This window comes from Antrihabitans spumae (assembly GCF_043944905.1).
GTDB lineage: Bacteria > Actinomycetota > Actinomycetes > Mycobacteriales > Mycobacteriaceae > Antrihabitans > Antrihabitans spumae.
Genome location: NZ_JBIMSN010000122.1, coordinates 1 through 18,685 on the forward strand (window position 1 = coordinate 1; position 18,685 = coordinate 18,685).

An 18,685-nucleotide genomic window follows, 5' to 3' on the forward strand; every position below is an offset into this window, starting at 1 on the left:
GCTGCGCCGGGTGCTGTCGCCTGCCCACTCACCTACCCATTTTCGAGCCAGTCTTTTCGGTGGGCGGACCCTCCGAAAAGACTCACGAGCGGCGTAGCCGCCTATGCCTCGACGATGAACGCTTCGAGGGCGGTGCGTGCCTTGTCGTCCGCCATCTGGATCGGCGGGGACTTCATCAGGTATGCCGACGCCGGGTAGACCGGTCCACCGACACCACGGTCGAGGGCGATCTTCGCTGCGCGAACCGCGTCGATGATGATGCCTGCCGAGTTCGGCGAATCCCACACCTCGAGCTTGTACTCCAGGTTCAGCGGAACGTCACCGAAGGCGCGGCCTTCGAGGCGGACGTAGGCCCACTTGCGGTCGTCGAGCCAGCCGACGTGATCCGACGGTCCGATGTGGACGTTGCCTGCACCGAGCTCACGAGTGAGGTTCGACGTCACTGCCTGGGTCTTCGAGATCTTCTTGGACTCCAGGCGCTCACGCTCGAGCATGTTCTTGAAGTCCATGTTGCCGCCGACGTTGAGCTGCATGGTGCGCTCGAGGAGCACGCCACGGTCTTCGAACAGCTTCGCCATCACGCGGTGGGTGATGGTTGCGCCGACCTGGCTCTTGATGTCGTCACCGACGATGGGGACGCCAGCGTCCTTGAACTTCTGCGCCCAGACCGGGTCCGACGCGATGAAGACGGGAAGAGCGTTGACGAACGCGACACCGGCGTCGATGCAGGCCTGCGCGTAGAACTTGTCGGCCTGCTCGGATCCGACGGGGAGGTAGGAGACGAGTACGTCGACCTCGGCGTCCTTGAGTGCCTTGACCATGTCGACCGGCTCTGCGTCGGACAACTCGATGGTCTCGGCGTAGTACTTGCCGATGCCGTCGAGTGTCGGTCCGCGCTGCACGAGGACATTGCTCGGCGGCACGTCGGAAATCTTGATCGTGTTGTTCTCGCTGGCGAAGATGGCCTCGGAGAGGTCGAAGCCGACCTTCTTGGCATCCACGTCGAACGCGGCGACGAACTTGACGTCGCGGACGTGGTACTGACCGAACTTCACGTGCATGAGGCCTGGGACCGTGGCGGTCTCGTCGGCGTCCTTGTAGTACTGCACGCCCTGGACCAGGGAGGAAGCGCAGTTACCCACGCCCACAATGGCCACGCGCACCGTGCTGCTGTTCTCACCCATGGTCGGGTTCTCCTTCTTTCGGTAATGCCGGCGTTGTTGATGCCTGTTGTGTCGACTGCTCTGCGGCAATCAGTTCGTTGAGCCAACGCACTTCGCGTTCGCTGGATTCGAGGCCGAGCTGGTGAAGCTGTTTGGTATAGCGGTCGAGCGATCCGCTAGCCCTGCCTACGGCCTCGCGGAGCCCCTCACGGCGCTCCTCGACTTGGCGTCGCCTGCCTTCCAAGATCCGCATCCGCGCTTCCGCGGGGGTGCGGCTGAAGAAGGCAAGGTGTACGCCGAAGCCATCGTCGGTGTAGTTCTGCGGTCCGGTGTCGGCCACCAGTTCCGAAAAACGTTGTCTACCCAGAGGCGTGAGCTGATAGACGCGACGAGCGCGTCGTTTCACGTTGCCGGTCGGGCCGGCATCCTCCTCGATCAACCCGTCGGCCTGCATCCTGCGCAACGCCGGGTAGAGCGAGCCGTAGGAGAACGCACGAAACGCTCCCAGCAGGCCTGTCAATCGTTTTCGCAACTCGTAACCATGCATCGGCGACTCCAGGAGTAGCCCAAGAATTGCCAGCTCGAGCATGGGCGTCACCTCCTGAGGTCGACAGTTCTAACCGATTGATGCGATGCGTAACTATATCGCACCGATATAGTTCGGCATAGTGCAATCGAACACATCGGAGAACGGGACGAGACTAACCGGTGAACGGGAGCGGTCGCGAAACCTGTCCGCCCTACTTCGAAATACGCAGAATTTCGCCGGTGAACGAGGCTCTGATGTAGCCGCCCTCGTTGAACGAGTTGTTCAGATAGATGTAGACGGCAGGACCGCCGCCGTCGGTGCGCAGCCCGATGTGACTGATCTTCGCGTCGGCGACACCGATCGCCGCCGGCGCATCTGCGATCAGGCGGACCAACGCCTCGACGTCGACCGCCGCAAGGTCGATGACCGGCTGGTCCGGCTTGCGGGCTTCGAGGTCGCCGGGTGAGAAACCACCCTGAAAAGTCCACCTGCGCATTCGGTTCGGTTCCCCCTCACCACGCTCCATGACGGCGTAGATCCCGTCGGGATACATGTCGACCTCGTCGGCGATCGTGTCGCCGAACCGCTCGCGATAGAGGTCGCGGAAACTACTGATCCCGGCAGCGGTCGTGAAGTCGGTCTTGGGAGCGACGATCGGAACGACGCCCGACGGCACCGGCACGGTTGTTGTCGCCACAACCGAGGAGGTCGAGGACGCAGCCGATGCTGCCGGGGCCGGGTCGTCGTCGGATCCGCGGGATGCGACAAGAACAGTTCCGACGACCAGCGCGACGACCCCGACCGCGCCCGCGACGATCAACGGCGTCCTACCCCTGGACTGCGCAGACGAAAGCCGAACCGTCGACTGTGCAGGCGGCAGATCGACCGAGGCCTGCAGGTCCGAGACCAGGGCTTTCAAGTCGGTCAGCGTCACGGCCGCCCGAGCTTTTCCAATCCGGGACCGATGCTCCTCGAAACTGAGCTGACCATCGGAGTAGGCGTTGTCGAGGGCGGTGCAGACGATCGCCCTGTCGATGTCGCGGGCTCGCAGGTGGCGGATCGGTGTCATCGGCATCGCAGAAGACCTACTTCGAAGGATCGAACGGATAGACCGACAAGAAATGACCACGAAGATCCGCCGTCAGAAAACCGGATTCCTCCAACTCGTTCTTCGCATGCATCACGACCTCGGAATCGCCGTCGTCGGTCGGCCGAATCACCAGGTAGATCTGGCTGACATCGGTGAGGTTGAGGCTCGGACCGGCACCGGCGACGATCCCCGCAATCCAGGCGATGTCCATGTCGGCGAGGTCGACAACCGGCGCCGCCGCCGCCCGTGTGCCCGACTCGCTCGGCTCACGGAACTCGCCCTTGAAGTAGTAGCTCAACTGTTTCCGCGGCGTCTGGGTATCGGCGCGGAAGACGACCGCGTATTCCTCGTACAGCGTGAGGTCGTCGACCCTGGTGTCACCGAACGCGTCTCGTATCGCTGCGACCACCTCGGCCAGCCCGTACGGCGACAGATAGCCGTTCTTCTCCGCCTCGACCACCGACTCCGGACCGTCGCCACCACCACCGTCCTCACCGCCGCCGCCAACGATCTTTCCCGCACCCCAGATACACAGGCCGAGTACCAGCAAGGTCGCCATCGCCGAAACGGCCATCTGCACAACGCCGGGAGACCTGGGTCGCGACGGTGTCTTGGCGAAGTCGAGCAGCGGAGCAGCACCCTGCAGATCGGCGGTCAGATCGTTGAGTTCGCGGATCGTCCGCGCAGCCATCGCCGCCCGGACCCGCGCTTCGTGGTCGGAACTCGACAGCTGTCCGTCGGCCAAGCCCGCATCCAAGCTCGCGCAGGTCGCGACCCGGTCTTCGTCACGCGCGCGTTTGCCGACGGCGATTCGGTTGGCCATCGAAAAAGAATAGATTCTCGACACCGCTCAGGTGTGCTGTCCCCGTCAGGTATCCGTTACACCGGGGTCCGCCACGACCGTCGAACACGACACTCTCCACGCCCCAAGCGGCCCGCACAGATGGCGACGCACGTACTCTGGTTCTCGTGCGAATACAGCGGCAGGTCGTGGACTACGCGCTTCAGCGTCGGTCCGTGCTTGCCGAGGTTTACGCAGGAAGAACCGGCGTATCCGAGGTCTGTGACGCAAGTCCGTACCTGCTCCGCGCGGCGAAGTTCCACGGCATGGCCAGTAGTGTCGTCTGTCCCATTTGCCGAAAAGAACAGCTCACTCTCGTATCCTGGGTGTTCGGCGACAAGCTCGGACCGGTCTCAGGATCGGCCCGAACCTCCGAGGAACTGGTCCGATTGGCGGCCAGCCGCGAAGAATTCGCGGTACACGTCGTCGAGGTGTGCAGGACCTGCAGCTGGAACCATCTGGTCCAGTCCTATGTCCTCGGAATCGCACCGACACCGAAGCGATCGCGCACTTCGCCTCGTACACACGAGCCGAGCCGTCGCACTGCGATCGAATAGACCAGTAACCGGACGCGGCGCACAACTGCTGAATGCAGGATTGTGCCGTTCGCCAGGTTGACCGTTCCTACCACGGGAGTTTGTCAAGTGAGTTTCCCCGACGACGACCAGCCGGGTGACAACGCGGCGCGTAACCGACCGACAGGACCGCCACCGGGCGCTCGCCCAGTGCCGCCACGTCCTGCCGGTCGAGCAGGTTCGCCGCCGCCACGCCAGACACCCGGACCCGGCAGGCACTCGTCCGCGCCCGGCGCGCGGCCCCTTCCCGAGCAGCCTCAGGTCGGTCGCCGTCAAGGCCCCCCACCCGGGTACGTGCCGGGTGCACGACCGGTGCCACCGCCGCCCCCGCGGCCCGGTGCCGAACCCCCGAACGGTCGGATGAACCCCGGCCCGCTTCGTCAGGGTCCGCCTCCGAACGCTCACCAGAACCCGAACCTGCGGCCCACCCCGAACGCACGGCCCGCATCGGTGCTCGACAATCGACCACAGCCGCAGGCGGGCCAGCGCCCGCCGACCGGACCTCCGCCGCGTGATGGTGGCGGCGACTCCGGCGATGGAGGAGGACCCACGCCCAACCGACCGAAGAAGAAGTCGCGCTGGCGCACAGTTCGGCGGGTTATCTACACGCTGATCGCGCTCGGCCTCGTCGTTCCGCTTGTCGCGTTTCTCGTGGCCTACGTGATCGTCGACGTTCCCCGACCCGGCGATATCAAGACCAACCAGGTCGCGACGATCTACGCCTCGGACGGCACGTCGGTGCTGAGCAAGGTGGTGCCTCCGGAAGGCAACCGCACCGACGTGAACATCGATCAGGTGCCGGTACACGTCCGCAACGCGGTCATCTCGGCAGAGGACAGGGACTTCTACTCCAACCCCGGCTTCTCCGTATCGGGCTTCGCCCGTGCTGCGCGCGACAACATTCTCGGCAAGGACAGTGCCGGCGGCGGCTCGACGATCACACAGCAGTACGTCAAGAACGCGCTGGTCGGTTCCGAACGGTCGATCACTCGAAAGATGCACGAGTTGGTCATCTCGTCGAAGATGGCTCGCGAGTGGAGCAAGGACGACATCCTTGCCGCCTATCTCAACACCATCTACTTCGGTCGAGGCGCCTACGGCATCGCGGCTGCGTCGAAGGCGTACTTCAACAAACCGGTCGAAGAATTGACGGTGGCCGAGGGCGCTGTTCTCGCCGCGACGATTCAGCTTCCGTCCGCGCTCGATCCGGAAACCAATCCGACGGGCTCGCAGGCGCGCTGGAACTACGTCCTCGACGGAATGGTCGACGAAGGAGCGCTCAGCTCCGCGGATCGTGCGGCAACCCAGTATCCGCAGGTCGTTCCGCTCGACAGCCTCGACAACCCCAACCAGGACAACGGGCCGGAGGGCCTGATCAAGACACAGGTCCTCAAGGAACTGTCCGATTCCGGGATCAGCGAGCAGGCCCTCAACACCGAGGGACTGCAGATCACGACGACGATCGATCCGCGGGATCAGGCCGCGGCCATCGACGCCGTGAACAACAACATGAAGGGCGAGCCTTCCGAGCTGCGGACCGCTGTCGTCTCGATCGACCCGAAGACGGGCGCTGTGCGCGCCTACTACGGCGGACCCGAAGGCAAGGGCTTCGACTTCGCGAATTCCGGCCTGCAGACCGGCTCGTCGTTCAAGGTTTTCGGTCTGGCCGCAAACCTCGCGCAGGGCATTCCGCTGTCGAAGATGTACGACAGCTCGCCGCTGAGCGTCAACGGCATCAGCATCGGAAACGTCGAAGGCGAATCGTGCGGTACCTGCACCATCGCCGAGGCGCTGAAGCGGTCACTCAACACCAGCTTCTACCGCATGATGCTCGCGATGGACAACGGTCCGCAGTCGATCGCCGACATGGCGCACAAGCTCGGCATCCCCGAAGAGATCCCCGGCGTCGGCAAGACCCTCACCGAGCCGGACGATGCAGGCCCCAACAACGGCATCGTGCTCGGCCAGTACCAGTCACGTGTCATCGACATGGCGTCCGCCTACGCCACCCTCGCGGCCTCAGGTACCTACCGCGCACCGCACTTCGTGCAGAAGGTCGTGACGGCCGACGGTGAGGTCCTGCTCGATCGCGGTGTCCCCGCGGGCGAGCAGCGCGTCGATCCTGCCGTCGCGGACAATGTCACGTCGGCGATGAAGCCGATCGCCGGATATTCGCGTGGTCACAACCTCGCGGGCGGTCGTCCGTCGGCCTCCAAGACCGGTACGGCACAGCTCGGCGACACGGGCGAGAACAAGGACGCCTGGATGGTCGGCTACACGCCGTCACTGTCGACGGCGGTCTGGGTCGGCACCGAGCAGGGCCTGCCGTTGCGAAACGTCTATGGCGGACCGATCTACGGATCCGGATTACCGTCCGACATCTGGAAAGACACGATGGACGACTCGCTCGAAGGCACCGAGGTCGAGAGCTTCCCCGTGCCGGGTGCAATCTCGGGGCAGTCCGGCGTTCCCGACTACACCGCGCCCTACGTTGCGCCGAGCACGACAGCTCCGCCGTCCAGCGCACCGACGGCGACCCCGCCTCCGGTCGTCGTACCGTCTCAGATCGAAATTCTGCCAGGCGTCGTGATCCCGGTACCAGGTTTGGCGCCTGCGCCGACGACGCAGCCTCCTGCGACAACCGAGGAAGAGCCTGCGGGACCTCTGCCTGGTCAACCGGTCGCCCCAGGCGGCACGACGGGCGGCACTACGGGCGGAACCGGCACGACGGGCGGGACCGGAAACAACGGCGGCGGTGCAGGCGTGCCGCGCCCACGGGGGTAGCCGAGTTCTCGACCACCGGTAGCCTCGTGCCGTGAGCGACGAGCGAACGTTGATCGGGCCGGCCCCGCTGGCCTACGACCGACGGTCAGCGGAATGGCGCGACCTTCCCGGTCGCAACGATCCGCTGACTCGCGAGCTGTCGAAGGTCGTCGGTGGGCCGATCGGCCGCCATGCGCTGGTCGGTCGGTCGAGATTCGTGACCCCGATGCGGGTCCTGCTCGCCCTTGCCGTCGTCTTTCTCGCCTTCGGCTGGTTCACCAAAGCTGCGTGTATTCAGCAGGGCCCGGTCGGCGAGAACGGCGCGGTCGGACTCGACTGGAGTGGCAGTCGGCAGTACGTCGCATTGTGTTATTCCGACACGGTGCCGCTGTACGGCGCGGAGCGACTCAACGAAGGCGCTCTGCCGTACAAGAAGTCGTGGACCGAGGAAGGCCCCGACGGACGACTGCAGACGCGATACATGGAGTACCCAGTGATATCCGGGCTCTATCAATACGGGTCGATGCTCGTTGCGAAAGCCTGGGATTCGGTTCGAATCCTCCCCGACGGTTTGCCGGTCGCCATCTACTTCAACGTCGTTGCGCTCGGTCTTGCGGTCGCCTGGCTGGTGACGGTCTGGGCAAGCGCGCTGCTTGCGGGTCGGCGGATCTGGGATGCCGGACTCATCGCCTGCTCGCCACTCGTCATCGTGCACGCGTTCACCAACTTCGATGCTCTGGCAACAGCTTTCGCTGCCACCGGCATGCTTGCCTGGGCGCGAAAACGACCGGTCCTAGCCGGTATCCTGCTCGGGATCGGCGGCGCGACGAAGCTCTATCCGCTCCTGCTGCTCGGACCACTGCTGATCTTGTGCCTGCGCACCGGGAAGATGCGAATGTGGTTGCCTGCGTTCGGTTCCGCGGTCGCGGCCTGGCTGGCCGTCAACCTGCCCATCTTCATCGCTTTCCCTCAGGGGTGGCGAGAGTTCTTCCGGCTCAACACCGATCGACACGCAGACCCCGACTCGGTGTACAACGTGATCACCTCGTTCACCGGCTGGCCGGGTTTCGACGGAGTCCTTGCTTCCAGTGACAAGCCCGTCATTCTCAATCTGGTGTCTCTGCTCCTGTTTGCCGCTGTCTGCGTCGGCATCGCATGGGTAGCGCTGACCGCCCCGCGGCGTCCTCGCGTCGCACAGTTGTGTTTCCTGCTCGTCGCGGGTTTCCTGCTGACCAACAAGGTCTGGAGCCCGCAATACTCGCTCTGGCTCGTTCCGCTGGCTGTACTTGCCCTGCCGAATCGGCGAATCCTGTTGGCATGGATGACAATCGATGCGCTCGTCTGGGTGCCGCGGATGTTCTACTACCTCGGCGAACAGAACAAGGGGCTGCCGGAGCAGTGGTTCACCGGCACTGTCATCGTTCGCGACATCGCCGTTCTTGCCCTGTGCGGCTTGATTGTTCGGCAGATCTACAAACCGGAAACCGACGTCGTTCGCTACGGTTTCGTCGACGATCCGAGCGGCGGAGTACTCGACCAAGCAGCGGATACGCCCCCCGCCTGGCTGCCGCGGGCGCTGCGGCCGAAGGTTCGAATCGACGTCGAGGCCGACGCCAGATTGTGAACCCCGCGGTTGCCCGACTACCAGTCGGACAGTCGCGTCAACCCGTCCTGCAGGGCTCTCGCGAACAGCGCAGCCTTGGTCGGCGCAGGCCTGCCGACCGCCGCATATTTGGTCCGGATCCGCGCTATGTGTGTATTCATCGTTCCAGTGGCGATGTAGAGGCTGCGCCCGGCTTCCAGCTTGGAGTCCGCTGCCAGCCAGGCCATCAGCACTTCCCGTTCCCGGATGCTGAGCACCGGCCTGACGAGGTCGGTCGCGACGGCGTTGACCGTGGGAACCGGCGTGGCGCGCTCATCCAGCAACCCGAACAATTCGGGCCTTCGATAGTGGTTGTCGCGCAGGCTCATCGGTAGGCTCCTCGTGATCGATCACAACCGCTCGTCCCCCGACGTGCCCAACACTGTTGTCGACCGACTGTTCAGCTTTCAAGTTTGCGCACTGGCACTGGTCACTCGCTTAGGGGAGTAGTTTCTACCACTGCTGTGCAGCGTTTACTTCCCTGTGCGGGCCACGGCCGTCGGCGCCGGCCGCCGCGCACAAGTCGTAAGCGACTGCTAACGTTCGTCTGTTCAAGTGGGAAGAACATCACATTCCCCTGGTACTGGATCGGGGGCGAATTGTCAGAGCAGGATGCGGCAACTCAGCTCGTCGAGACAGCCATAGCGATGATCGTCGAAGACTCGTCGATGCTGCTCGACCGCGGTCTTCGTGGCGAGGACGTCTTTCAGCGCGCCCAGATCTCCCAGACCACGTTCTACCGGAAGTTCAACAAGGCCTCGTTCATCGACGCGGTCATGGACGAACTCGTACCGCAGCGACCTGACGTCCCCACAGACCTGCACGCGACGGTGTTGGCCGCGTTGACCGCCAACCATGGCGATCCGCTGGCGACGCTGCGTCAGGTTTCGACGAGCCAATTCGACGCGGTACGTGGCGGTGCCAAAAGTACGAGACGTCTGCTCGCGATCGCACTCGGCATGTCGCGACCACGTACCGCCACGCGCATCCGGAGCCTTTATCAGGCCCGCGACGAGGCCAGCATCGAGGGCTATCAGGCGCTGTTCGAATCGTGGGGCACGACGCTTCGCGCACCGTTCACCGTCCGACACCTCGCGGTCGCGATCACTGCGATTTACGACGGCTTCGCGACGCGCTGGCGAGTGGAGCCCGACGCCTTCCCCGACAAACTCGTCGGGGAAGTTGTACTCGCGTTCTTTGCCAGCGCACTCGACACCGAGCAGCGCCACCAGCATGTGGATGACGTTGCAGCGCCACTCGCGAACGCGGTCATGGAGTCGTTCCAACTTTCACGGTCGACCGATCTACCCGACGATCCGCGCCGCGCGGTAGTCGAAGCCGCACGGCACGAGATCAGCCGACGTGGCTACTTCATGACGAACCTCGAACTGATCGCAACCACATCGCGTGTGCCACTGCCCACGGTCAAGCGACTTTTTCCGACGAAGCCCCACATCATCGTCGGAGCACTCAAACCAAGTTTCGACCGTCTCGGCGAAAGCGTCCAGGACGACGTGACGCTCGGCCGTCCGGCGGGTGAAGTTGTGGAGCGCCACCTGATCCGCTGCGCACGCCTCGTCGCCGAACAACCCGAGTTCGTCGACGCCCTGATCGCCGTTGTCGCACACGACACCTACGGTGAGGTCGAGAGCACGATCGAGATCAAGAAGGAGCTCAACTTTCCCTCGTTGATCGCTCCGGTGATCGCCGACGGTCAGCAGGCGGGCATCTTCTCGACGGCCTTGCCTGCCGGCGAAGTTGCGGCAGCAATGACGAACACTCTGTTTCTGCGCTGCTTCACACGCAGACAGCTCAGCGCCGAGGAGAACGGTCGCTTCGTGTGCGAAATGGTCCTCGGCGGGCTTCGGGCGCGGGACTAGCTCCGCCGACCGCTAGCCGACCAGGTACCTCGCCGTCTGTCGGTCGAACGACCGACTGCTGTTTCGCGTCGGAACGCACGACACTGATCCGATGCGGACGACCGAGGTTCTCGTCGCATCGTTGCGACGAAGGCAGCCGCGGCATTGACCGGTGGCGAAGAGATAACACCTGCGCCCGTGCACGCGGACAGCCTCGAACTCCGAGTTGCGTCTGCGCACTTCAGCATGCTCATACTTGCTGTCCACGACGCTGCGGACGCGAGTTTGCCACCGCGGTTTCGGCGGCTACGCAGTGAAAGCCCATCGGAGATCGGAATCCGAGACGGCGATCTGCTGGCCGCACGCTGCCGAGTAGGGCTCGATCACGTGCCTGTCGCCGCGGTCACCGTCGTCGGCGACTGTTTCGCCGTCGACATCACATTCGACCTGAGTCCGCAGTTCGCCTCGGCGATATTCACAGCAGGTGACGCAAGGCCGTCGAGCGAAATGGACGACCGACTTTCGGGCAGCAGGGTCTTCGCCTTTCACACCGCGCGAACTCTCACCGCGTCGGGTATCTCGTGGACGTTCCACTCGCACCGAACGAAATGAGGGAGAGCAACCAAGTTGCTCTCCCTCATTGGTTCGACTACGAACGTCAGACGTCGACCTTGTCGAGGCTGACTTCTTCGGCCGCCGCCTTCCGGTTCCGCACGACGCTGGTGATCCAGGCCGCACCGATCAAGACGACACCGACAAGACCGGTGATGATCTCGTTGACGTGTATGCCGATCGACACGAGCAGGATCGCGGCAAGTGCACCGATCGCCCAGTGCGCGCCATGTTCGAGATAGACGTACTCGGACAGCGTGCCCTTGCGGACGAGGTACACCGTGATCGAACGAACGAACATCGCGCCGATGAAGCCGAGGCCGAGCGCGATGATGATCGGGTCCGCCGTGATCGCGAAGGCGCCGATGACACCGTCGAAGGAGAACGACGCGTCGAGAACCTCGAGGTAGAGGAACAGGAAGAAGCCCGCTTTACCGGTGGCTACTGCCACGTCGGATGGGCCGGTGTGATCTTCCGGATGGAACATCGAGCCGAGACCGTCGACAGCGATATAGGTGATCAGACCCAGAATGCCGGAAAGTAGAACTGTGGACCGGTCGTCGTCGGCCGCGCCGAACTCGGCCGCGAGCACCAGGGCGATGCCGGCAACGACCACCGAAAGCTGGTCCAACTTGCCGATCTTCGCAAGCGGCTTCTCCAGCCACGACAGCCACGTGATCTCACGGTCTTCGAAGATGAAGTTCAGGAACAGCATCAGCAGGAACATGCCACCGAAGGCCGCGATCGACGGGTGCGCGTCCGTCAGCAGTTGTTCGTAGCTTTGCTGGCCCGAGCCCTCGGGCGGCGGGTTGAGCGCAAGATCGAACGCCCTGACCGGGGTCAGGCCCGCTGTCACCCACACGATCACAAGCGGGAAGACCAACCGCATGCCGAACACGGCAATGATGATGCCGATCGTGAGGAAGATCTTCTGCCAGAACTCGCTCATCCGTCGGAGGACGGTGGCGTTGATGACAGCGTTGTCGAACGAGAGCGACACCTCGAGGATGCCGAGGATCGCACACAGAATGAGCGCCTCTGGACCTCCGTAGAGGAACGCCACTATCAGGGAAACAATTGTGACGACGATCGATATGCCGAAGACGCGCACTACCACGGAACGTGGCCTTTCTATTAGGGCCGAATCAATTCAGGACGCCGAACATGCACGCGCTGCTACGCGGACCTTACCCATCAAAGGGTAAGGCCCGCGCAGCGGAAACGCAGTCCCTAGACGTTGACGCCGTAATCCTTGGCGATGCCGGCGAGGCCGGACGCGTAGCCCTGACCGATCGCGCGGAACTTCCACTCGGCGCCGTTGCGGTACAGCTCGCCGAACACCATGGCCGTTTCGGTCGAGGCGTCCTCGCTGAGGTCGTAGCGGGCGAGCTCAGTGCCGTTGGCGCGGTCGACGACGCGGATGTACGCGTTGCGGACCTGGCCGAACGACTGCTGACGAGTCTCACCGTCGTAGATCGAGACGGGAAAGAAGATGCTGCTGATCGTCGGTGGTGTGGCCGCGAGATCGACGTTGATCACTTCGTCGTCGCCTTCGCCCTCGCCGGTGGTGTTGTCACCGGTGTGCTCGATCGAACCTTCGGGCGAACGCAGGTTGTTGAAGAACACGAAATGCTGGTCCGAGAGGACCTTCTTGTCTTCGCCGGTCGCGATTGCGCTGGCGTCGAGGTCGAAGTCCGCTCCTGTGGTTGAGCGAATGTCCCAGCCCAACCCGACCGCGACGGCGGTCAGGTTCGGCGCCGCCTTGGTCAGAGAAACATTTCCGCCCTTGCTCAAGCTGACACCCATTTGGGGCCCTTTCATCGTGTGGTTGTCGTTTAGCTACGGCTTCCCGGCTTTCGAGCGCATGCCGGGGTGAATTGCCGGTCGCACCACAACACTAGTGTGCGGTCGCGCACAGTGGTCCGGAGTGGCTCGAGACCAGCACAGATCCGGCGGCGACGTACGATTTTGCAGTGACGAGTAGTTGGCCGCGGCGCCTGTTCGGACGGGCCCGTACCCGCGAGCCGGATCGCGGTGCCCAAGAGGCACTGACGACGGCGTTCCTCGACATGGACAAACGCCAATCGATCGCCGAAGCCGCGGTACAGGCTTCGGACCAGCTGTTTCCGGAACGACGAATGGGCAGGCTGTGGCAGCCGATCGCCGATCGTTGCTACCAGGCATCTGCTGGCTACCTCGCGGTATCCGAGCAGTTCGCAAGTACCGTTGCGACCTCCGCGCCGCCTGTGTCGGCTCCGCAGAATTCGTACGAGCGCACCATGCAGGAATTGACCTATGCCGCGCGATCGGTCGACGAGTTCTACCAAACTCACCGGCAACAGCTGGAAGATGCAGTTGCCCGTCTAGCCGCGGTCCCCGCGGTGGTGACGCAATCTCTGGCTGCAGCGGAGACCGCGCGTAGCGGCCTGCGGGGTGAGGGCGAGCGATACGTCGGATACCCGTCCGTCCAACAGCGCACGCGCGACCTCGACAGCGCGGTCGCCGCATTGGACGCCGCGCAGGCTGGTGGTGCCCCGTCAGTTCTGCGCGATGCCGCATCACGAGTTCGCGCAGCAGCGAGCGCTCTCGAAGCCGCGTTGGCTGCGGCACCGAACAAAGAGCGCGAGGCGACGCAGGCGATTTCGTCGGTTACGACGCGGATCTCGGGAGTTCGGACGCGTGCCGAACGTCTCGCACCGGCCTATTCGACGCTGCTACGCGATTTCAACGCTGCAAGCTCGAAGGATCTCGCGGGGAACGAAGCTTCCGCCAAGTCGGAGATCGAGGCCGCCGCGGCAGCGCTCCTGAAAGCGCACATGACCCTGAACAGGGGCGATCCGGAATCAGCTCTCGATCTGACAGCGGCGATTCGCGCTCACCTGGCAAATGCCGAACGGCAGATCGACGCCGTCACGGATAGACTCGCGTTGCTTCGGGAGGTCCGCGACAACCCGAAGCAAAAAGAAGACGAGGTTCGGTTTCGACTGCGAGATGCGCAAATGCTCGCCGTCAACCGTGGAATCGTCTCGGAGTGGGCGTCGGTGCTCGATGCCCAGCTTGAACGGATAGACCGCATATCCGGAGCTCTTAACGGTAGACACCCCGACTATTGGGCGTACGTTACCGGGCTCGATGCCGTCAAGACATTCATCTCCGGTGTGGTCCAACGGATGAAAAAACAAGAACCTGGCACATGAAGACACCGATTGGGGGGATATGTCCGAGACCAGCACTCTGAGGCACTTTCGTCAGCTGGATCCGCAGCGTCAGGACGAATTGTTCCTCCTTGCTCCACTGCCCTTCGGTGACGGCGACGATCGCGAATTGCTCGCGGTCGCGCTCGGTGCAACGCTCTACGTTCCCGCGACACGGCCCGACCTTGCTGCCGCCGTCGTGCGACGCGCGACCGAAGGTGTCTGCTCGATGGTCCTCGACCTCGAAGACGCGATCGGCGACCACGAGGTCGAAGACGCCATGACCAACGCGGTGAACGCGCTCGACGAGTTGGCCTCGACCGATGCGGCAAGCCTGCTGCTCTTCGTCCGGGTTCGCGACGCACAGTCGATCCGCGGGATCGCGGAACGATTGACCACTGGGGTCCGCGCGCTCACGGGCTTCGTCGTGCCGAAGTTCACCGGCGAGAGTGGAGGCAAGTACCTCGACGAGATCGCAGCGGCGTCGGAGCTGGTCGGCAAGCAGCTGTACGCAATGCCGGTTCTGGAGTCGCCCGAACTGGTCTTTCGCGAGACTCGCGACCGCGAACTCCAGTCGATATCCGCCCTACTCGCCGAGCATCGCGACCGCGTGCTTGCCGTCCGCATCGGCGCGACGGACATGTGCGGCACGTTCGGTATTCGTCGCGACCGCGACCTCACGATCTACGACGTCCGCGTTGTCGCCGACGTCATCGCAGGCATCGTGAACTATCTCGGGCGCACGGACGGCACCGGCTTCGTCATCACCGGGCCCGTGTGGGAATACTTTGCCGATCACGAACGTATGTTCCGCCCGATGCTGCGTACGACTCCGTTCGCCGAACACGACGCTGTTCGATTCCGGCAGCATCTCGTCAGCCGCGACCTCGACGGTTTGCTGCGCGAGATCGCGCTGGATCGCGCCAACGGCATCCAGGGCAAGACCGTGATCCATCCGTCGCATGTCTCTGCGGTGCACGCACTTTCGGCGGTGACGCACGAGGAATACAACGATGCACGCGACATTCTCGGCAAGGAAGCCGGCGGCGTGCAGGCGTCGGGCTACCGAAACAAGATGAACGAGACCAAGCCGCATCGCAGCTGGGCCCATCAGATTCTGCTGCGCGCCAAGGTATTCGGCGTGACCAACAAGGGCATCACGTTCGTCGATCTGCTCACGGCACTGGTCGACCGGTGACGGAAACAGCCTGGGCTACAAGGGAGCTCGGCTTCGACATCGTCCACACAGCATCGCCGGTCGGTCGCTACGTTCCGGACCTGGTTCGCCCGGGGTTGCGCCGAAACCCGAAACGCGCCCATCTGCTTGTGTCCACTGTGCTCGGCAAGCACATCCCGACCGCGCCGAGTGTCATCATCGCCGCCGCCGACGCGTTGGGCGATCTCGTTCTCGATGCGCTCGGACCCGATCACCACGACGTCGTCGCGCTCGGATTCGCCGAGACCGCAACGGGTCTCGGCCACTGCGTCGCTGCGCGGATCGGCGCCACGTGTTACCTGCACTCGACGAGGCGGGTCGTTCCCGGCGTCGAGATCTTTGCGGCCTTCGAGGAAGGCCACTCGCACGCAACGAGTCACATGCTGCAGCCAACCGCTCCCGACCTCTTCGCCAACAGCCTCCCGCTGATTCTGATCGACGACGAAATTTCCACTGGCGCAACTGCTGTCGATGCAATTCGGGCATTGCACCAGCACTTCCCTCGTCGTCACTACATCATTGCGGCACTCGTGGACATGCGGACGGACACGCACCGCCGCGCGGTAGCCGAGGCAGCGAGCGAACTGGGCGCGCAGATCGACTTCGTCAGCCTCGCAAGTGGTTCCGCAGTGCTGCCTGCAGGGCTCGTCGACGCCGTGGCGGGACTCCCCGACCCCGTTCTCAACCCTGGGTCCGATCGGACCGGCAGCGTCGAATCGATCGTATTGCCATGGCCTGCAACAGTGCCCGATGGCGGTCGCCACGGCTTTCTGCATTCGGACGCGGAGTCGTTCGATGCTGCGGTTCTCTCCGCTGCCGATACGCTGGATGCGGCGCTCGATCCCGAGCGAGCAATAGTGGTTGTTGGCCACGAGGAATTGATGTACCTACCGCTCCGCGTTGCCGCCGAGTTGGAACAGCGCGGACGCGAGGTGCTGTTTCAAACCACAACACGCTCACCTGCCTACGTTCTCGATGTCGACGGCTATCCACTCCGACGGGGATTTCGTTTTGCCGCACCGGAAGTCGGGGAAGATGCCCCGCGCTACCTGTACAACGCGCAGGTGACGCGCGGCGCCGACACCGGTGATGCACCTGCTGACGCGGCCCAGATCGTCGTTGTACTCGACGAGCCGGCAGACACACCTCTGCTCCGTGCACCGGGCGGACTGCTCGATGTACTCACCGCGGCCGGCGAAGACGTTCTCGTCGCTCTCGTCGCGGGCACAGATCCCGCCGCGTTGCGTGCGGCAAGGAAGGATCTCGTATGACTGCGCCATTACACGGGCCGGAGTTCGGTTCCTATGCAGCCGAGGAGGTTTCCTGGCTGCTGAAGGATCTGTCGCACTTGGATCTCGAGGCAGATATCACCTACCGCGAGAAGCGGATCCAGGCGGGCGAAGCGCATTACGCCGAGTCGTTGCCGATCGAGTATCAGCCGGATGCCGCCTACCGCGAACTGTTCGACACCGTGCTGCGGTCGAGTTCCGAGCGCCTGGCGCTCGCTGTCGGCGTGGTGACCGACCTCGTCCTGCACGAGCGTGGCAACGACATCGTGCTTGTGTCACTTGCGCGCGCCGGCACACCGATCGGCATACTGATGCGGCGGTGGGCGAAGCAGGTTCACGGGCTCGACATCCCGCACTACGCAGTATCGATCGTGCGAGATCGCGGGATCGACGCCGCCGCACTCGATTATCTTGCCCGCCATCATGACTCGGAATCCGTCGTGTTCGTCGACGGGTGGACCGGCAAGGGCGCAATCGCGCGCGAACTCACCGCAGCGCTGCAGGACTATCACCGCAAGGGTGGCGCGCTGTTCAACGACGACCTCGCCGTGCTCGCCGATCCCGGCTACTGCGCCCGTACCTACGGCACCCGCGACGACTTCCTCATCGCGTCGGCGTGCTTGAATTCGACTGTCTCCGGCCTGGTTTCGCGCACAGTGCTCAACGACACGGTCATCGGTCCAGGCGAGTTCCACGGCGCGAAGTTTTACAGCGAACTCGCGTCGGAGGACGTCTCGAATCACCTGCTCGACACCGTGACGGCAAGCTGTCCCGCAGTGCGCGAACAGGTTCCGACCGCTCTCGCGGACATCCTCGATTCCGATCGCACACCGACCTGGGCAGGCTGGCGCTCGGTCGAGAAGGTGCGGGAGGAGTACGGCATCTCGACGGTCAATTTTGTGAAGCCGGGCGTCGGTGAGACGACGCGGGTGCTGCTGCGACGCGTGCCGTGGCGGGTGCTGGTCCGTGATCTCGAAGCGCCCGAGCACGCACACATTCGCTTGCTCGCCGAGGCCCGCGGCGTTCCGGTCGACGAGGTTGCCGACCTTGCGTATTCGTGCATGGGCCTGGTCAAGGATCTCGCGGAATGAACACACTGATCGCGACCGATCTGGACCGCACCATGATCTATTCCAAGGCCGCGCTCAAGGCTGCACCGACGAGCGCACCGTTGCGAGTGGTCGAGCTGACCAAGGAGAAGCCTGTCTCCCATATGACGGTTGCTGCGGCAGAGCTGTTGCACGAGTTGGCACTTCGGACACCTCTGATACCGACGACAACTCGAACCATCGCGCAGTTCAAACGTATTCACATGCCCGGTGAGCCGTGGCGTTACGCCATCACAAGCAATGGCGGCAACATTCTCGTCGACGGTGCACCCGACGAGGAGTGGCGTGCCGGCGTGGACGCAGCTACTCGGGCGGCGGGCGCAAGCCTCGACGAGGTCGCCGCCGAGTTGCGCTCACGCATAAGCGACACCTGGGCCGACAAATTCAGGATCGCCGACGATATGTTCTGCTATCTCGTCGTTCGTCTCGACAAACTTCCGGCCGACTTCCTGCCGCAGTGGGGTCTCTGGTGCAGCGAAAATGGTTGGGCTGCATCACAACAAGGCCGCAAGATCTACGCGATGCCTGCGACGATCTGCAAAAGTTTCGCAGTTGCCGAGGTTCGCAGACGGCTCGTCGACGAAGGCACGCTCGAGTCCGGCGCCAAGGTGTTGGCCGCTGGTGACGGCGCCCTCGATGCCGAGATGTTGGTCGCCGCCGACGCGGGTATTCGCCCACGACACGGCGAACTCGAAGCCCTCGACTGGCAGCATCCGACCGTACGAGTCACCGACGCCGCAGGTGTCGCAGCCGGTGAAGAGATCGTGCGCTGGTTCGTCGAGCACTCTGCCACTAGCTGACCT

17 protein-coding genes are annotated in these 18,685 nt (G+C 63.7%); 10 read left to right on the forward strand and 7 right to left on the reverse strand.

Annotated features, from left to right (window positions below):
* Positions 1 to 101: 101 nt before the first annotated feature.
* From ACHIRB_RS24940 to ACHIRB_RS24955, 4 genes are all read right to left on the reverse strand, one after another.
* Positions 102 to 1,184, reverse strand: a complete 1,083-nt coding sequence (locus ACHIRB_RS24940) for an inositol-3-phosphate synthase (protein WP_199703923.1) — start codon at positions 1,182 to 1,184, stop codon at positions 102 to 104.
* Positions 1,177 to 1,752: a PadR family transcriptional regulator gene (locus ACHIRB_RS24945; RefSeq protein WP_395114306.1), complete on the reverse strand. Its 576-nt coding sequence runs from the start codon at positions 1,750 to 1,752 to the stop codon at positions 1,177 to 1,179. The genes ACHIRB_RS24940 and ACHIRB_RS24945 overlap by 8 nt, the downstream gene beginning before the upstream one ends.
* Positions 1,753 to 1,903: 151 nt before the next feature.
* Positions 1,904 to 2,767: a DUF1707 SHOCT-like domain-containing protein gene (locus ACHIRB_RS24950; RefSeq protein WP_395114304.1), complete on the reverse strand. Its 864-nt coding sequence runs from the start codon at positions 2,765 to 2,767 to the stop codon at positions 1,904 to 1,906.
* Between the two features lie 10 nt (positions 2,768 to 2,777).
* Positions 2,778 to 3,605 (reverse strand): DUF1707 SHOCT-like domain-containing protein, encoded by an 828-nt coding sequence (locus ACHIRB_RS24955; protein ID WP_395114303.1) that lies wholly within the window; start codon positions 3,603 to 3,605, stop codon positions 2,778 to 2,780.
* Positions 3,606 to 3,751: 146 nt separating this feature from the next.
* On the opposite strand from ACHIRB_RS24955, the gene ACHIRB_RS24960 reads away from it, so the two are divergent.
* The 3 genes from ACHIRB_RS24960 (at position 3,752) to ACHIRB_RS24970 (ending at position 8,585) form a co-directional block, all read left to right on the forward strand.
* A complete protein-coding gene (locus tag ACHIRB_RS24960; RefSeq protein WP_199703917.1) occupies positions 3,752 to 4,180 on the forward strand; it encodes a DUF5318 domain-containing protein in 429 nt (142 codons plus the stop codon).
* 378 nt (positions 4,181 to 4,558) lie between these two features.
* Positions 4,559 to 6,982 (forward strand): transglycosylase domain-containing protein, encoded by a 2,424-nt coding sequence (locus ACHIRB_RS24965; protein WP_395125922.1) that lies wholly within the window; start codon positions 4,559 to 4,561, stop codon positions 6,980 to 6,982.
* Positions 6,983 to 7,013: 31 nt separating this feature from the next.
* Positions 7,014 to 8,585 (forward strand): glycosyltransferase family 87 protein, encoded by a 1,572-nt coding sequence (locus ACHIRB_RS24970; RefSeq protein ID WP_395114302.1) that lies wholly within the window; start codon positions 7,014 to 7,016, stop codon positions 8,583 to 8,585.
* Positions 8,586 to 8,602: 17 nt separating this feature from the next.
* On the opposite strand, the gene ACHIRB_RS24975 is transcribed toward ACHIRB_RS24970, so the two are convergent.
* Complete coding sequence (locus ACHIRB_RS24975) at positions 8,603 to 8,932, reverse strand: LuxR C-terminal-related transcriptional regulator (protein ID WP_395114301.1); 330 nt, start codon at positions 8,930 to 8,932, stop codon at positions 8,603 to 8,605.
* 270 nt (positions 8,933 to 9,202) lie between these two features.
* Here ACHIRB_RS24975 and ACHIRB_RS24980 point away from each other — a divergent pair, with 270 nt between their 5' ends.
* Together ACHIRB_RS24980 and ACHIRB_RS24985 are read left to right on the forward strand one after the other, a co-directional pair.
* Positions 9,203 to 10,483 carry a TetR/AcrR family transcriptional regulator gene (locus ACHIRB_RS24980; RefSeq protein WP_395114300.1) on the forward strand — a complete coding sequence of 427 codons (1,281 nt, stop codon included), beginning with the start codon at positions 9,203 to 9,205 and terminating at the stop codon, positions 10,481 to 10,483.
* A 144-nt stretch (positions 10,484 to 10,627) separates the two neighbouring features.
* Positions 10,628 to 11,074: a hypothetical protein gene (locus tag ACHIRB_RS24985; RefSeq protein WP_395114299.1), complete on the forward strand. Its 447-nt coding sequence runs from the start codon at positions 10,628 to 10,630 to the stop codon at positions 11,072 to 11,074.
* A gap of 46 nt (positions 11,075 to 11,120) precedes the next feature.
* On the opposite strand, the gene ACHIRB_RS24990 is transcribed toward ACHIRB_RS24985, so the two are convergent.
* Positions 11,121 to 12,191, reverse strand: coding sequence for a DUF475 domain-containing protein (locus ACHIRB_RS24990; RefSeq protein WP_395125921.1), 1,071 nt, complete (start codon positions 12,189 to 12,191; stop codon positions 11,121 to 11,123).
* A 113-nt stretch (positions 12,192 to 12,304) separates the two neighbouring features.
* On the reverse strand, positions 12,305 to 12,880 hold the full coding sequence (locus ACHIRB_RS24995; RefSeq protein WP_395114297.1) for a TerD family protein: 576 nt from the start codon (positions 12,878 to 12,880) through the stop codon (positions 12,305 to 12,307).
* Positions 12,881 to 13,047: 167 nt separating this feature from the next.
* On the opposite strand from ACHIRB_RS24995, the gene ACHIRB_RS25000 reads away from it, so the two are divergent.
* The 5 genes from ACHIRB_RS25000 to ACHIRB_RS25020 are packed head-to-tail and all read left to right on the forward strand — an operon-like array spanning position 13,048 to position 18,682.
* Complete coding sequence (locus ACHIRB_RS25000) at positions 13,048 to 14,271, forward strand: hypothetical protein (RefSeq protein WP_395114296.1); 1,224 nt, start codon at positions 13,048 to 13,050, stop codon at positions 14,269 to 14,271.
* 19 nt (positions 14,272 to 14,290) lie between these two features.
* Positions 14,291 to 15,466 (forward strand): HpcH/HpaI aldolase/citrate lyase family protein, encoded by a 1,176-nt coding sequence (locus ACHIRB_RS25005; RefSeq protein WP_395114294.1) that lies wholly within the window; start codon positions 14,291 to 14,293, stop codon positions 15,464 to 15,466.
* On the forward strand, positions 15,463 to 16,755 hold the full coding sequence (locus tag ACHIRB_RS25010; protein WP_395114293.1) for a phosphoribosyltransferase family protein: 1,293 nt from the start codon (positions 15,463 to 15,465) through the stop codon (positions 16,753 to 16,755). Before ACHIRB_RS25005 ends, ACHIRB_RS25010 begins: the two co-directional genes overlap by 4 nt.
* Positions 16,752 to 17,864: a cysteine protease StiP family protein gene (locus ACHIRB_RS25015; RefSeq protein ID WP_395114291.1), complete on the forward strand. Its 1,113-nt coding sequence runs from the start codon at positions 16,752 to 16,754 to the stop codon at positions 17,862 to 17,864. The genes ACHIRB_RS25010 and ACHIRB_RS25015 overlap by 4 nt, the downstream gene beginning before the upstream one ends.
* A complete protein-coding gene (locus ACHIRB_RS25020) occupies positions 17,861 to 18,682 on the forward strand; it encodes an HAD family hydrolase (RefSeq protein WP_395114289.1) in 822 nt (273 codons plus the stop codon). Before ACHIRB_RS25015 ends, ACHIRB_RS25020 begins: the two co-directional genes overlap by 4 nt.
* Positions 18,683 to 18,685 lie beyond the last annotated feature (3 nt).